This is a genomic window from Tabrizicola flagellatus (genome assembly GCF_046295235.1).
In the GTDB taxonomy this organism is placed as follows: domain Bacteria; phylum Pseudomonadota; class Alphaproteobacteria; order Rhodobacterales; family Rhodobacteraceae; genus Tabrizicola; species Tabrizicola flagellata_A.
In genome coordinates this window covers 1-12,421 of record NZ_JBKBLV010000041.1, presented here as the reverse complement: position 1 = coordinate 12,421, position 12,421 = coordinate 1, and the positions used below count along the sequence as shown (strand labels likewise).

15 protein-coding genes are annotated in these 12,421 nt (G+C 68.5%); 7 read left to right on the top strand and 8 right to left on the bottom strand.

Features of this window, described 5'->3' with window-relative positions; genetic code table 11:
* Position 1: 1 nt before the first annotated feature.
* Complete coding sequence (locus ACK4IU_RS15640; protein ID WP_409736854.1) at positions 2–895, bottom strand: lysophospholipid acyltransferase family protein; 894 nt, start codon at positions 893–895, stop codon at positions 2–4.
* Positions 896–903: 8 nt separating this feature from the next.
* Positions 904–1,785 (bottom strand): DMT family transporter, encoded by an 882-nt coding sequence (locus ACK4IU_RS15635; RefSeq protein ID WP_409736852.1) that lies wholly within the window; start codon positions 1,783–1,785, stop codon positions 904–906.
* 167 nt (positions 1,786–1,952) lie between these two features.
* Here ACK4IU_RS15635 and ACK4IU_RS15630 point away from each other — a divergent pair, with 167 nt between their 5' ends.
* Complete coding sequence (locus tag ACK4IU_RS15630) at positions 1,953–2,534, top strand: outer membrane beta-barrel protein (protein ID WP_409736850.1); 582 nt, start codon at positions 1,953–1,955, stop codon at positions 2,532–2,534.
* Positions 2,535–2,579: 45 nt separating this feature from the next.
* Here ACK4IU_RS15630 and ACK4IU_RS15625 read toward each other — a convergent pair whose 3' ends face one another.
* From ACK4IU_RS15625 to ACK4IU_RS15605, 5 genes are all read right to left on the bottom strand, one after another.
* Positions 2,580–3,656 (bottom strand): flagellar motor switch protein FliG, encoded by a 1,077-nt coding sequence (locus tag ACK4IU_RS15625; RefSeq protein WP_409736848.1) that lies wholly within the window; start codon positions 3,654–3,656, stop codon positions 2,580–2,582.
* Between the two features lie 69 nt (positions 3,657–3,725).
* Positions 3,726–3,893 (bottom strand): hypothetical protein, encoded by a 168-nt coding sequence (locus ACK4IU_RS15620; RefSeq protein ID WP_409736846.1) that lies wholly within the window; start codon positions 3,891–3,893, stop codon positions 3,726–3,728.
* A 222-nt stretch (positions 3,894–4,115) separates the two neighbouring features.
* The gene (purB, locus tag ACK4IU_RS15615; protein ID WP_409736844.1) at positions 4,116–5,420 is read right to left on the bottom strand and encodes an adenylosuccinate lyase; all 1,305 of its coding nucleotides are present in this window, start codon (positions 5,418–5,420) and stop codon (positions 4,116–4,118) included.
* Entirely contained in the window at positions 5,417–6,049 is a 633-nt protein-coding gene (locus ACK4IU_RS15610; RefSeq protein ID WP_409736842.1) for a hypothetical protein, read from the bottom strand. Before ACK4IU_RS15610 ends, purB begins: the two co-directional genes overlap by 4 nt.
* Positions 6,046–6,480, bottom strand: coding sequence for a hypothetical protein (locus tag ACK4IU_RS15605; RefSeq protein WP_409736840.1), 435 nt, complete (start codon positions 6,478–6,480; stop codon positions 6,046–6,048). Before ACK4IU_RS15605 ends, ACK4IU_RS15610 begins: the two co-directional genes overlap by 4 nt.
* Positions 6,481–6,533: 53 nt before the next feature.
* Here ACK4IU_RS15605 and ACK4IU_RS15600 point away from each other — a divergent pair, with 53 nt between their 5' ends.
* The 3 genes from ACK4IU_RS15600 (at position 6,534) to ACK4IU_RS15590 (ending at position 8,428) form a co-directional block, all read left to right on the top strand.
* Positions 6,534–7,094, top strand: a complete 561-nt coding sequence (locus ACK4IU_RS15600) for a TetR/AcrR family transcriptional regulator (protein ID WP_409736838.1) — start codon at positions 6,534–6,536, stop codon at positions 7,092–7,094.
* A gap of 2 nt (positions 7,095–7,096) precedes the next feature.
* Positions 7,097–7,990, top strand: a complete 894-nt coding sequence (locus ACK4IU_RS15595; protein ID WP_409736836.1) for an endonuclease/exonuclease/phosphatase family protein — start codon at positions 7,097–7,099, stop codon at positions 7,988–7,990.
* Between the two features lie 135 nt (positions 7,991–8,125).
* The gene (locus ACK4IU_RS15590; protein ID WP_409736834.1) at positions 8,126–8,428 is read left to right on the top strand and encodes a hypothetical protein; all 303 of its coding nucleotides are present in this window, start codon (positions 8,126–8,128) and stop codon (positions 8,426–8,428) included.
* A gap of 46 nt (positions 8,429–8,474) precedes the next feature.
* On the opposite strand, the gene dddP is transcribed toward ACK4IU_RS15590, so the two are convergent.
* Positions 8,475–9,809, bottom strand: coding sequence for a dimethylsulfonioproprionate lyase DddP (gene dddP / locus ACK4IU_RS15585; protein WP_409736832.1), 1,335 nt, complete (start codon positions 9,807–9,809; stop codon positions 8,475–8,477).
* A 121-nt stretch (positions 9,810–9,930) separates the two neighbouring features.
* On the opposite strand from dddP, the gene ACK4IU_RS15580 reads away from it, so the two are divergent.
* Genes ACK4IU_RS15580 through ACK4IU_RS15570 form a run of 3 tightly spaced genes read left to right on the top strand, consistent with a single transcriptional unit; the run spans position 9,931 to position 12,196 of the window.
* Positions 9,931–10,728, top strand: coding sequence for a heme-dependent oxidative N-demethylase family protein (locus tag ACK4IU_RS15580; RefSeq protein ID WP_409736830.1), 798 nt, complete (start codon positions 9,931–9,933; stop codon positions 10,726–10,728).
* Complete coding sequence (locus tag ACK4IU_RS15575) at positions 10,725–11,333, top strand: NAD(P)H-dependent oxidoreductase (RefSeq protein ID WP_409736828.1); 609 nt, start codon at positions 10,725–10,727, stop codon at positions 11,331–11,333. Before ACK4IU_RS15580 ends, ACK4IU_RS15575 begins: the two co-directional genes overlap by 4 nt.
* Positions 11,321–12,196, top strand: a complete 876-nt coding sequence (locus ACK4IU_RS15570) for an alpha/beta fold hydrolase (RefSeq protein ID WP_409736826.1) — start codon at positions 11,321–11,323, stop codon at positions 12,194–12,196. Before ACK4IU_RS15575 ends, ACK4IU_RS15570 begins: the two co-directional genes overlap by 13 nt.
* The last annotated feature ends 225 nt before the right edge of the window (positions 12,197–12,421 follow it).

Sequence of the window (12,421 nt, the reverse complement as noted above, 5' to 3'; positions counted from 1 at the left end):
GCTAGACCTGCCCGCCGACCTTCCAGCGGCGGTGGATCCAGAACCACTGGCCGGGATGGGCGCGGACGCGGGTCTCCAGCGCCGCGGTCACTGCCTGCATCATCGCTTCGGGCGCCTCGTGCGGGATCGGCGCGTCGAGTTCCACCCGGAAGCCCAGCCCGTCCGGCTGGCGGATGGCGAAGAAGGGGATCAGGTCGGCCTTCAGCCGCAGCGCCAGTTCCGCTGCTGACAGCGCCGTGCGCGCGGGCTGGCCGAGGAAGGGCAGGACCGGCGCCCCGCCCACGTCCTGGTCGAAGAGAAGGACGAGCTGCCCCCCCGCCTTCAGATGCCGCACGAAGCCCGCGGTCCCGCTGCGTCCCTGCGGAAAGACCGGGCCGCCGAAGGCCTGCATCGTGCGGACGTAATGCGCGTTGAAATAGCGGTTCGACAGGTTGCGGTAGAGCCCGCCGATCTGGAACCCCCTTGCCACCAGCGCGGCGCGCGCGGCCTCGTAATTGCCGAAGTGACCCGAGACCAGGATCACCGGCCGCCCGGAGTTGCGCGCCTCGATCAGCGCCGCATAGCCCGGCCCCTTGGGCTCGATGGCGGCGGCGCGGGCCAGGAAATCGCGGGTCGAATAGTTCTCGATCAGGGTCCGGCCGGCATTGTCCAGCGCCGCGGCCGCGATCGCCTCGCGTTCGTCCGGGGTCAGGTCCGGCCAGACCAGCGCCAGGTTCTCGCGCGCCCGCCGGGTGTAGCCCGCCACCGGACCGATCACCCGCCGCATCAGCCAGCCCACCAGCGGCACCCGCCAGCGATAGGGCAGGGCCAGCGCCAGCCCGATCAGCCCGCGCGCCGCGAGGTTGATCGCGTAGTGGTCGGGGCGGAAGGGCAGGGCTTCTCCGGCAGGGGGCATCGGGGCTTTCACGGCTGAGGCGCGCGCAGCGCCCGGTTCTCGCGGTGCCAGACATAAAGTCCCGCCCCCACGATCACAAGCGCACCGACTACAGTCCAGCGGTCGGGCCACTGGTCATACAGCACCACGCCCCAGACGGCGGCGAAGACGATCCCCAGATAGGCGAAGGGCGCGACGATCCCGGCCTCGGTGATGGAGAAGCTGCGGATGATGCACAGCTGCGCCCCGGTGCCGAGGCAGGCGATCAGGCCAAAGCGCCAGAGATCCTCGGTCGCGACCGGGGTCCAGACGAAGGGCAGGGCGGCTCCGGCGGCGATGGTCCCGAACAGCGCGGCATAGACCATCGAGGCCCAGACGCTTTCCTGCGCCCCGATCCGCCGCGTCAGCAGGGCCGATGTCGCATAGGAGAGCGCGCAGAGGAAGGGCAGGATCGCGGCCCAGGTGAAGACCCCGGCGCCGGGGCGGATCACGATCAGCGCACCGATCAGCGCAACGACCACGCCCGCGATGCGCCGCGGTCCGAGCCTTTCGCCCAGGAAGAGCGCCGCGCCAAGCGTGATGAGCACGGGGTTGGTGTCGGCGATGGCCGTCGCCTCGGCCAGGCCGATATGGGCCAGCGACAGGAAGAAGAAGGTGGTCGCCCCGAACTGCGAGGCCGAGCGCCAGAAGTGTAGCACCGGAAAGCGCGTGCGCAGGACCGGGCCCAGGTGGTGGCGCAGGATAAGAAGGACCAGGAACAGCTGGCCGGCAAAGCGCACCCAGATCACCTGCGCGGCCGGATAGCGGTCGATCAGCCCCTTGGCGGTGGCATCCATCGCGGTGAAGAGGAAGATCGCCAGGATCATCAACACCACGCCGCGCGTGACCTGGGACAGATGGACGACCGACATCCGGTGGTTCTAGAGGCTTGTGCCCGTGCCGGCAAGTGGCGCAGCTAGCGCGACGATCGCCCCGGATTGTTCGCGAATTGGCTACAGGAAGCCGGATTCCCCGACTGTCCCCAACGGCAACATGCTGTATAAAGCCTGTATTCATGACGTTGTTTGGAGGATGTATCATGAGATTTGTTCTTGCGGCGGTGCTGGGTCTTTCGGCAGGGGCTGTGCAGGCGGGCGGACCCGTTGCTGTCGCCGCAGAGCCCGAGGTTGCCGCGCCGGCTGCTGCCCCGGCGGGGTGGGACTGGACCGGGTTCTACGCCGGTGTCAGCGCCGTTAGCGGGAGCTTCAGCGATAGTTCCATCGATTACGACACCTCGGGGTTCGGGATCCACGCCGGCTACCTGCGCGATTTCGGCCGTGCCGTTGTCGGGGGCGAACTGTCCTTTTCCAAGGGGGACTATGGCGATCTCGCCCCTGCGTCGGACTGGGACGCGACACGGGTCAAGCTGATCGGCGGCTACGATGCGGGCCGCTTGCTGCCTTATGCCTTCGTTGGCATGACCAAGTACGATCTGAACCAGACGCCCGCCTTTTCCGACACGATGGTGAACTATGGCATCGGCGCCCGTCTTGCCCTCGGACAAGGCGGCAAGTTCGTCGCCGGGATCGAGTACCTCGTCGAGAACAAGGACAATTTCGACGGAACCGGTGTCAAGGTCAAGAACAGCGAAATTGCGCTGCGGCTGGACTACCGGTTCTGACACATCGGACGGGATTGCCTGATCGGCATCCCCGCCCCCTTTTCCTCAGACATCCTCGGGCTGGATCAGGGTGATCTCGCCCGAGGCTTCAAGCGTGCGGATCGCAGTGACGACGGCGGTCATCGCCTCTTCGGCCTCCTTCTCCTTGATCCTGCCGCGAGCGGCCATTTCCTCGCGCAGGCCCTGGGCCAGGCGCTGCGAGATGTTGGCCAGGATGAATTCGGCCGCCTCCTCAAGCCCCGGCTTGCCCGTGGCAAAGGCCAGCGCGGCCACCAGCTGCGGCTGGTCCACCAGCCGGGTGATCTTGGGCGTGTCGCGCCGGTTCAGGCGCGCAGGGATATGGGCGAAGGTGAAGATCGCCTTGCGCACCTCGGCGGCAAAGGCGGCATCCTCGGCCTCCAGACCCTCCAGCACCTCGTCGCGGGTCAGCGATGGCGAGACGTTCAGGATCGCCCCCACGCGCTGCACCGGCCCCTGCTCGAAAGCCTTCGGCGGCTGGTTGTCGAGTTCGGCCAGCAGCGCTGCACCGATCCGGCGCACCGTTTCGGGGTCCACGTTTCCGGTCAGCGATACCGCATAGGCGACCCGACGTGCCCGTTCGCCCGGCAGCTTGCCCAGAAGCTCGGCCGACTTGGCCACCGGCAGTTTCGAGAGCATCACGGCGCCGACCTCGACCGCCTCGTTCAGAAGGATCGGCAAGAGCCGGTCCGTCGGCAGCGCGGTGATGCGTTCCCACGGGTCGATCTTGGACGAGGCGGTGGACATCCGCCGCAGCCGCTGGGCCGCCGATTGCGAGATGTGGCCGTCCATCATGGAAAGCGCGCCCTCGATACCGCCGGGGAAGGCGAGGCCGACCGATTCCAGTTCGGCGAGGAACTCGGCCACCACCTCATCGAGCGTGGCGCGGTCAACCAGCCGCATCTGGCCCATCTGCTCGGCCAATGCGGCCTGCATGTGTTCGGGCAAAGCCGCAAGCGGCAGCGAGGTTTCCTGCGAAAGCAGAAAGCGCACGATTACGGCCGCCTTCTGCCGCGGCGTCAGAACCCGGCGAGGCAACGGATTGACGGCCACGACCCGGCGTTCCGGGGTGATCCGGGCAAGGGGCACCATATCCTGCGGCATCGCATCCTCATCGATTCCCGATGGGGAAAGCCTGGCAGCCGCAGGTTAATGCATGCTTGAGGCCGGGCGTCAGCTGGTCGGCTTTTCGACGCAGGTGCCCTTGGCGCTGTCCCAGACCATTCCGGGCGCGCAGCTGGCGGCGGTCTGGTCGGTGTGTTCGCCCCGGCAGCCGGCTGCGGCCGACAGGCTGGGGACAAGCGTGAAGGCGAGAACGGCGAGAAGGCTGGCTGGTTTCATCGGGTCCTCCGTCTGTTGATGGCCTCTGTCAGGGTCGGCTGGCGCAGGTCGTTCCGGTCCTCATTGCGGCGGCAGCCGCAAGCCGCGGCGCGAGGGCAAGAGATGCGGCAACGATCATTCGCATTGGCCTGCCTGTCCGCAACAATCGGAAAGGTAGCACGATTGTGTCCACGGCAAGACCGGAAAAACGCGACCGGCCCGGCAGGGCCGATCACGGTTCCGTCATTCGCCGAAAACGCGGGCGAAGATCGTGTCGACGTGCCTGGTGTGGTAGCCGAGGTCGAACTTCTCCTCGATCTCGGCGGGGGAGAGCGCGGCCGTGACCTCGGGGTCGGCCAGAAGCTCGGACTTGAAGTCGGCGCCCTTCTCCCAGACCTTCATCGCGTTCCGCTGCACCAGACGGTAGGCGTCCTCGCGGCTGACGCCGGCCTGGGTCAGCGCCAGAAGCACGCGCTGGCTCATCACCAAGCCCTTAAACTTGTTGAGGTTCTTCAACATGTTATCGGGATAGACCACCAGCTTCTCCACCACTCCGGCCAGCCGGTGCAGCGCGAAGTCCAGCGTGATCGTGGTGTCGGGGCCGATCATCCGTTCCACACTGGAATGGCTGATGTCGCGCTCGTGCCAGAGCGCCACGTTCTCCAGCGCCGGGACCACCGCCATGCGCACCAGGCGCGCAAGGCCGGTCAGGTTCTCGGTCAGGACCGGGTTGCGCTTGTGCGGCATGGCGGAAGAGCCCTTCTGGCCGGGGCTGAAGAACTCTTCGGCCTCCAGCACCTCGGTCCGCTGCATGTGGCGGATCTCGATGGCGACGTTCTCGATGCTGCTCGCGATCACCCCCAGCGTGGCGAAGAACATCGCGTGCCGGTCGCGCGGGATCACTTGGGTCGAGATGGGCTCGGGCGTCAGGCCCAGCATCTTGCAGACATGTTCTTCCACCCGCGGGTCGATGTTGGCGAAGGTGCCCACCGCGCCGGAAATCGCGCCGGTCGCCACCTCTTTCCGCGCGTTTTCGAGCCGGTCGCGGTTGCGCTTCATCTCGGCGTAGAAGCGGGCGAAGGTCAGGCCCATCGTGGTCGGCTCGGCATGGATGCCGTGGCTGCGGCCGATGCGCACCGTGTCCTTGTGTTCATGGGCGCGGGCCTTCAGCGCGGCGAGCACCCGGTCGAGCCCCTTGAGCAGCAGGTCGGCGGCGCGGACCAGCTGGATGTTCAGCGTGGTGTCCAGCACGTCCGACGAGGTCATCCCCTGGTGGACGAACCGCGCCTCGTCGTTGCCGATGATCTCGGCCAGGTGGGTGAGGAAGGCGATCACGTCATGCTTGGTCACCGCTTCGATCTCGTCGATCCGGGCCACATCGAAAGGCACGTCCTTGGCGCGCCAGACGGCCTCGGCATTTTCCCTAGGGATCACCCCCAAAGCGGCCTGGGCGTCGCAGGCATGGGCCTCGATCTCGAACCAGATGCGAAAGCGGGTTTCCGGGGACCAGATCGCCACCATTTCGGGGCGGGAATAGCGCGGGATCATCGGGCACCTCCGGGCAGCGGCTGTCTGCGCCCCCTTACGCCGGGCAGGGTCAGCGCGCAAGGCGTCCAGGGAAAGGCCGCGACGAGGGCAGGCGCGATCCTCAGCGGCGTGACGAGGCCTGCCAGAAGCGCGACCAGAACCACAGCGGCCCCCGCGCCGGTCGCCAGTGTGGCGCGCCCGGTCCGGGGATGGTGCCGCGCCAGGGGCACCGACAGGTGGGCGAAGAGCGACAGCACCGCCAGCCCGTAATAGGTCGCGAAGAGGACCGGCCAGGGTGCAGGGGCGTGCAGCCCGGCGGCGGCGAAGGCAAGGTCGGTCTCGGTGCCCCGGCTTCGGGCCGCCAGCACCGCGCCAAGATGGATGGCAAGGAACAGTGCGAGATAGCCGCCCGACAGGGTTTGCAGCGTCGCCCGCCGCCGCCGCAAGAGCAGCGCGCCCCCGATCCCCGCCTGGGCCGCGAGGGCAAGGAACAGGAGCGGCTCCACCAGGGGATGCCGATAGCCCAGGCGCAGACCATTCTGCACCGCGTTGTGCACGTCCTGCCCGGCCAGTCCGGCGAGGTGATTCCCGAGGTGCAGCGAGAGGAACAGCGCCAGCAGCAGCCCCAGCGCCAGGTGCGCCCGCCTCATGCCAGCCCGACCAGCGCCAGCGCCGAGATGGCGAGGAAGGCGGTCCACTGCGGCAACACCCTGACCGAACCCAGCCGCCTCCGGCCGTAGAACAGGAACAGTGCGGCCGCGGAAAGAAACAGCGCAACCGGCAGCGCAGCCAGTTCCAGCGCCCGGTCGGGCATCAGGCCCGCCGCGATCAGGGCCAGCCCGCCAAGCGCCATCATCGCTGTTGCCGCATGCCAGACAACGGAGCAGACCGCCTTGGCCGGTTCGGGCCAGTCAGAGCCGACCATTGGCCCGTGAATCTCGCGCGCGATGCGGAAAACATGGGCAAGATCAAGGACAAGCGCCACAATTCCGGCGGACAGCCGCCAAGGGGGCACCGCGTGCTCCATCCGGTTGCGTCTGGAATAGCCGGGCCGCTGGACCTTGTCCATACGGCTGCGCATGTCTGTCGCATGAGCAAGGCCGTTCTCAAATCCAGACTGAGGCGTACCGATGGGTGCTGGCGGGATTCCGGGCGCTGGTGCGCGGCGGGATCGCGGCAGTCCGCGTCGAGGCGCTGGCGCGGGACCTCAAGGCTACGAAGGGTTCTTTCTATTGGCATTTCAAGGATCTGTCTGAACTTCATCAGACCATGCTTGAACTCTGGGAAGGTCTGGCCACCTCCGCGATCACCCCGCATGTCCGGCGATCGGGGCTCGACCCGATGGGCCAGCTCATGCTTCTGGTGGACATGGTCTCGGTCCGGTCGGGCGAAGCTGTCGGTGGCATCGAGATCGAACCGGCGCTGCGCCACTGGGGCCGCAGCGACCCCAGCGCGAGGTTGGTGGTCGAGCGGGTGGATCGCCAGCGCTTGTCTGACCTGGCCGGGTTCCTGCGCGCGGTCGGTCTGGAAGAATCCGAACTGTTGCCAAGGGCGCAACTCATTTATGCCGCAGTGATCGGCCTAAAAAGCCTGAGGCTGACCACCGGACAAGACATGGCCGCGCCGCTTCGGTCTCTGGTGTTGCAGCTGGTGGGACATCATGGGGCGTCTGGCCGGACGGGTACGAAGAGGTAGGAATGAGTGACGGAAGCAGGACATGGCCGAAGGTGATCGGGCTGGCCCTGGGGCTGGCGATCCTGGCCCTGGCCGGGGGCTACCTGGGCTGGCTGCATCCGCTGGGCGATTCGCTGTCGGTCGGTCGCGGCCTGGCTGCTGCCGCGATCCTGATCCTGGCGGTGTTCGCCACCTTTGCAGGACTGAGGATGGCGGCGTTCGTTGCGATGCTGCTGGCGCTTCTGACCGGGGCGCAGGTGCTACTGGCATATACCTGGCCCGGCCTGACCGGGCGGTATTCCGTCTATCAGAAGAACCTGAATTACCGGAACTCCGAACTTTCCGCGCTGGAAGCCGACATCCGGGCCGCCGATGCGCAGATCGTGACACTTCAGGAAGTGTCCGAGCCGAACCTCGCGCTGCTGGCCGCGCTGCGGGACGCCTATCCGCACCAGCAGGTCTGCCCGGGGCGGGTTGTGGGTGGCCCGGCGATCCTGACGCGGCTGACCCCGGTTCCGGGCACGGCCTTCTGCGGCCCCGGGCTGGCGGCGATGCAGGTGGTCGCCGGGGTCGAGGGGCAGGACCGGTTCTGGCTGGTCTCGCTGCATCTGCACTGGCCCTGGCCCTATGCGCAGGCCGATCATGTGGAGCTTCTGCTGCCTATCCTCGACCGGTTGCAGGGGCCGGCGATCGTGGCGGGAGATTTCAACATGGTGCGCTGGGCGAACTCGGTCACCCGGCTGGCAGATATCCTGGAAATCCGGCCTGCAGGTCCGACCTTCGGCACCTACATGGGCTGGAGCGAGATTCTCAGGCTGCCGATCGACCATGTCCTCGCGACCAGGGGCGGACGGGTCAGCCCGCGCGAGGCGCTTGGCTCGGATCATCTCGGCCTGCTGGCGCAAGTCGAGATCTGAGCCGCCCGGTCGGCGCGGCAGTCCGGGGTTCACCGAGCCGTGAATGGTCTTGCGGTTCGGCCGTGGCCGAGTATTGCCGCATCAACGGATGCGAGCCTGCCGATGCGGATCCTGTTTCCGACATTCCTTCTCGCGATGCCGGCAGCCGCCGGGGAGTGGCGCCTTCTGGACGCTGCCGGCATCTCGGCGGCGCTCTCGGCGCGGGTGCTGCGGTATGACGACGGCAGCACGCAGAATTTCTTCCGGGACGGGCGCAGCCTGCGCGAGGCCGCGGACGGCACCCGCTGGGGCAGGTGGTGGGCCGAAGGGGACCGCCTTTGCCAGCTCTGGCCGCCCTCGGTCACGCCCGACTGCATGACGGTCGAGGCGCGCCGGATCGACCTGCGCTTCACCGCGCCGGATGGCGAGGTGCGGATCGCGCGCTACGTCGATCTCTGAGTCCGCCCCTCCCGACGAGAAGCCGAAGGCGCACGAGGAGGCGCGGTCAGCCCATCAGCCGCGGATCGAACGGATAGGTCGTAAGCGTCTCGCAGCCGGTCTCGGTGATCAGCACCTGATCCTCCAGCTTGATCGAGAAATCGCCCCCTTCCGGCGAGACAAGCGCCTCGACGCAGAGCACCATGCCGGGTTCCAGCGCCGCATCGAAGGCACCGGGGATCCAGCCGTCGGGGTAGTGCACATAGGGCCATTCGTCGCAAAGCCCGACCCCGTGCATCTTGCAGCTGTATTTCTGCGCCCAGTATTGCGGCGCCAGCTGGTGGCCCTGCATCACCAGTTCCTCGATCGTCACGCCCGGCTTCAGCCGCGCCTTGTGGTCGGCGATATGGTCGAGCGCATGGTGGAAGGCGGAAACCATCGCGTTCGAGGGCCGTGCCTCGCCCAGCCACCAGGTGCGGCTGATGTCGATGCAGAAGCCGTAGGCGCCGATCAGGTCGGTGTCGAAGGCGAGGATCTCGTTCTCCTGCACGATCCGCGGCCCGCATTCCTGAAACCAAGGATTCGTCCTGGGCCCCGAGGCCAGGAGCCGCGTCTCGATCCATTCCCCCCCGCGCCGGATGTTGGCGGCATGCAGTTCCGCCCAGATCGCATCCTCGCTGCCCCCGCCATTCGGCACGTTCTCGCGCGCGAAGACCTCCATCTCCCGGATGCCGGCCTCGCAGGCATGATGCGCGCAGCGCATCGCCAGGATCTCGTCCGGCGTCTTGACGGCACGGACCCGCTCCGTCACCTCCTCGCCTTCCTCGACGGTGAAGCCCGCCGCCTCCAAAGCCCGCAGCCCGTGGACCATGATCTTGTCCACCGCCAGCCGCCGGTTCGTCCCCGCATGCGCCCGCATCACCTCGTCCACCTGCGCGGCGAACCCCCTCGCCGCGTCCACCCCCCGGTCGCCGGTCGAGTTGTAGAAGAAGGTCGCCCCCGAGCGCAGTTCCTTCACCAGCCGGTTGAAGGTCACGAGGAAGGGCGAATTCCTGTATTCCCACATCACCATGTGGCCATCGGCGCAGAGCAGGCAGGCGCGGAACGGGTTGTGCGTGTTCCACAGTTGCATGTTCGTCGTGTCGGTCGCATAGCGGATGTTCAGGGGGTCGAACATCAGAAGGCCGCCATAGTCCCGCGCGACCAGACCGGCCACCAGCCGGCGCCAGCGATCCTCGCGCATCCGGGCGAGGTCCGGCAGCTGCAACCCCGCCGCCTCCCATTCCCGGAAGGCAAGTTGCGTCGGCCCGATCTCCACCCGTTCGTTGTCGTTTGGCGTCCCATCCCCCAGCCGCCCGCCGCGCGAGGGGTCGATCTTCCGGCGGTCGCGGTGATAGTCCATCGGCCCCTCCCGTTTCCGCCAGCTTGCCCCGCCGGCAAGGCCCCGCCTAGGCCAGGGGCGACGCGCAAGGTCGCAAATGTGTTGGTTGCAGCCGCCCCGCGCCCGTGGTCAAAAGCGGGCCATGGCCGACCCGATGCAAGACCAGCCCATCCTGCAGGACCGCCTCCCGCACCTGCCGTGGATCGACCCGCGCACCCGCCGCCTGCCCGGCATCCTGCCGGTCGAGGGCCGCGACTGGCTGCGCCTGGACGAAGCCTATGGCCCCCAGATGGCGCTCCGCGACCGGCTGATCGCGGCGCAACCCGGGGTGGTCCACGCCCTCCTGCCTTCGGCGCGCCCGGCCGCCGACGAGCTTTACCGGACCGTCCTCGACTGGCTCCGCGCCGCCCCCGGCTTCACCCTGACCGCCCGCGGCGTCACCCGCCCCGACGGCGTGACCGTGCCGCTCGATCCCGACCAGCCCCTTCTGACTCTCGGCCGCCTCGTGCAGGAAGACCTCTGCCTGATGGAGCCGCAGGGCGCGGAATATGCACTGACCGGGGCGATCCTGTGCTTTCCGGCCTCGTGGAGCCTCGCGCAGAAGATCGGCCGCCCGCTGACCGGCATCCACGACCCGGTCCCGGTCTATGATGCCGACCTCGCCCGCCGCGTCGCGCGGCTGTTCGATGCGATCCGGCCCGAACAGCCGCTCTGGCGGATGAACTACCTGACCTACGACGATTTCGTCCTGCACCAGCCCCGCATCGAGGGCGACAAGCGCCCGCAGCCCACCGACCACGTCTATATCCGCAGCGAACGCCAGTGCCTGATGCGCCTTCCCCTGACGCGGGCGGTGGTCTTCACCATCCACACCTATGTCGTGGACGCCGCCACCGTCACCCCCGAGGAACTGGCCGCACTCCGCGAGGCGGTGCATTGACCCGCGCACTTCTCGTCACCGCGCATCCGCTTGCGCAAAGCCTGACCGCGCGCCTGGCCGCGAGGGTCGAGGCCGAGGCCCGCGCCGCCGGCTGGCAGCTTTCCCGCCGCGATCTCTACGACGGGTTCGACCCGGTCCTGACCCCCGCCGAACGCGCCGCCTATTACGCCACCCCCGCCGCGACGCTGGACGAGGACAAGCGCGCGCTCGCCGAGGCGCAAGTGCTGATCCTGGTCTTTCCGACCTGGTGGTTCGGCTTTCCGGCCATCCTCAAGGGCTGGTTCGACCGGGTCTGGGCGCCGGGCACGGCCTACGACCATTCCCCCGGCTTCGGCCCGATGCTGCCGCGCCTCCACAGCCTGCGCGAGGTGCTGGCCGTCACCACGATGGGTGCGCCGGCCTGGATCGACTGGCTGGTGCTGCGCCGCCCGGTCCGCCGCATCCTGCGGCTCGCCATCCTCAAACCCTGCGCGCCGAAGGCCCGGCTGACCTGGCGCGCGCTCTACGGCGCCGAGGCCGTGGCCGAGCCACGCCTCGCGCGGTTCGAGACCCGCCTCGCCGCCGACCTGACCCGCATCGCACGGAGGCTGACATGCCCGGACTGATCCGCAGGACCCTTCTGATCGGCGGCGCGGCCGCGGCGGCGGGGGGGCTCGCGCTCTGGCGCTGGGGCGGCTCCCGTGCGACCGAGATCGCCTATGGCAGGGATCCGCTCCAGACCTTCGATCTGACCCTGCCCGGGGGGCGGGGGCCGGCGCCGGTGCTGGTCATGTATCACGGCGGAGCCTTCCGCGCGGGCGACAAGACCGACCTTGCGGTCTGGCCGGAACTGCTCGACTCCGGCATCGCCGTGGTGCGGGTCAACTACCGCCTTTCGGGCACGGCGAAATGGCCGGCCCAGGGCGACGACTGCCTTGCCGCCATCGTGCACCTGCAACGCCAGGGCGCGGCGCTGGGGCTTGATCCTTCCCGCATCGTGCTGATGGGCCAGTCGGCCGGGGCCTTCCTCGCCGTCTCGACCGCGCTGAGCCTCGTCGAGGTGGGCCTCAGCCCGCGCGGGGTGGTCAGCCTCTACGGGCCGATGGATTTCTCGACCATGGACCAGGACATGAAGACCCTGGGCCGTACGCCGCAGATGGGGCCGACCGATGCCGCCGACAGCGCGGAAAGCCAGCTCCTGGGCTTTGCCGTGGGCGAAAACCGCGCGGCGGCGCGGGCCATGGGGCCGGTCGGGCGGCTCGCGCAACTGCGCGAACCCCTGCCGCCGATCCTGATCCGGCACGGCGACGCCGATCCGCTGATTGCCGACCTCCAGGCCAAGCGCCTGCGCGAGGCCTGGGTCGCCGCCGATCCCGCCGCGCGGATCGACTACAAGCTCGTCCCAGGTGCCGGCCACGGCGGCGAAGCCTTCGAGACCGACCCCGTTCGCGCCGAGACCCTGGCCTTCATCCGGCAGGCGCTGGCCTGATCTTCCCTCATCCCGCCCCGGCTCTTGCCCTTGTCCAAATACTCTCGGGGGGTAGCCGAACGGTTTCGCCACCGGTTCGAGAAACCGGTCGGCTGGGGGGCGAGGCGCCCTCGACGGCCGAGCCGGTTGGCCGCAGGCCAGAGGCGAGAGGGGCTCTCGCGCCGCAGGCGCTCCGCCCTGCACCCGCCGGCCGTCAGTCCTCGCGCCCGATCGTCTTGAGGTCGC

Excerpts from the sequence above, each read along its gene's own strand:
- ACK4IU_RS15640 (WP_409736854.1), bottom strand. The coding sequence starts at position 895 with ATGCCCCCTGCCGGAGAAGCCCTGCCCTTCCGCCCCGACCACTACGCG.
- ACK4IU_RS15635 (WP_409736852.1), bottom strand. The coding sequence starts at position 1,785 with ATGTCGGTCGTCCATCTGTCCCAGGTCACGCGCGGCGTGGTGTTGATG.
- ACK4IU_RS15630 (WP_409736850.1), top strand. The coding sequence starts at position 1,953 with ATGAGATTTGTTCTTGCGGCGGTGCTGGGTCTTTCGGCAGGGGCTGTG.
- ACK4IU_RS15625 (WP_409736848.1), bottom strand. The coding sequence starts at position 3,656 with ATGCCGCAGGATATGGTGCCCCTTGCCCGGATCACCCCGGAACGCCGG.
- ACK4IU_RS15620 (WP_409736846.1), bottom strand. The coding sequence starts at position 3,893 with ATGAAACCAGCCAGCCTTCTCGCCGTTCTCGCCTTCACGCTTGTCCCC.
- purB (WP_409736844.1), bottom strand. The coding sequence starts at position 5,420 with ATGATCCCGCGCTATTCCCGCCCCGAAATGGTGGCGATCTGGTCCCCG.
- ACK4IU_RS15610 (WP_409736842.1), bottom strand. The coding sequence starts at position 6,049 with ATGAGGCGGGCGCACCTGGCGCTGGGGCTGCTGCTGGCGCTGTTCCTC.
- ACK4IU_RS15605 (WP_409736840.1), bottom strand. The coding sequence starts at position 6,480 with ATGCGCAGCCGTATGGACAAGGTCCAGCGGCCCGGCTATTCCAGACGC.
- ACK4IU_RS15595 (WP_409736836.1), top strand. The coding sequence starts at position 7,097 with ATGAGTGACGGAAGCAGGACATGGCCGAAGGTGATCGGGCTGGCCCTG.
- ACK4IU_RS15590 (WP_409736834.1), top strand. The coding sequence starts at position 8,126 with ATGCCGGCAGCCGCCGGGGAGTGGCGCCTTCTGGACGCTGCCGGCATC.
- dddP (WP_409736832.1), bottom strand. The coding sequence starts at position 9,809 with ATGGACTATCACCGCGACCGCCGGAAGATCGACCCCTCGCGCGGCGGG.
- ACK4IU_RS15580 (WP_409736830.1), top strand. The coding sequence starts at position 9,931 with ATGGCCGACCCGATGCAAGACCAGCCCATCCTGCAGGACCGCCTCCCG.
- ACK4IU_RS15570 (WP_409736826.1), top strand. The coding sequence starts at position 11,321 with ATGCCCGGACTGATCCGCAGGACCCTTCTGATCGGCGGCGCGGCCGCG.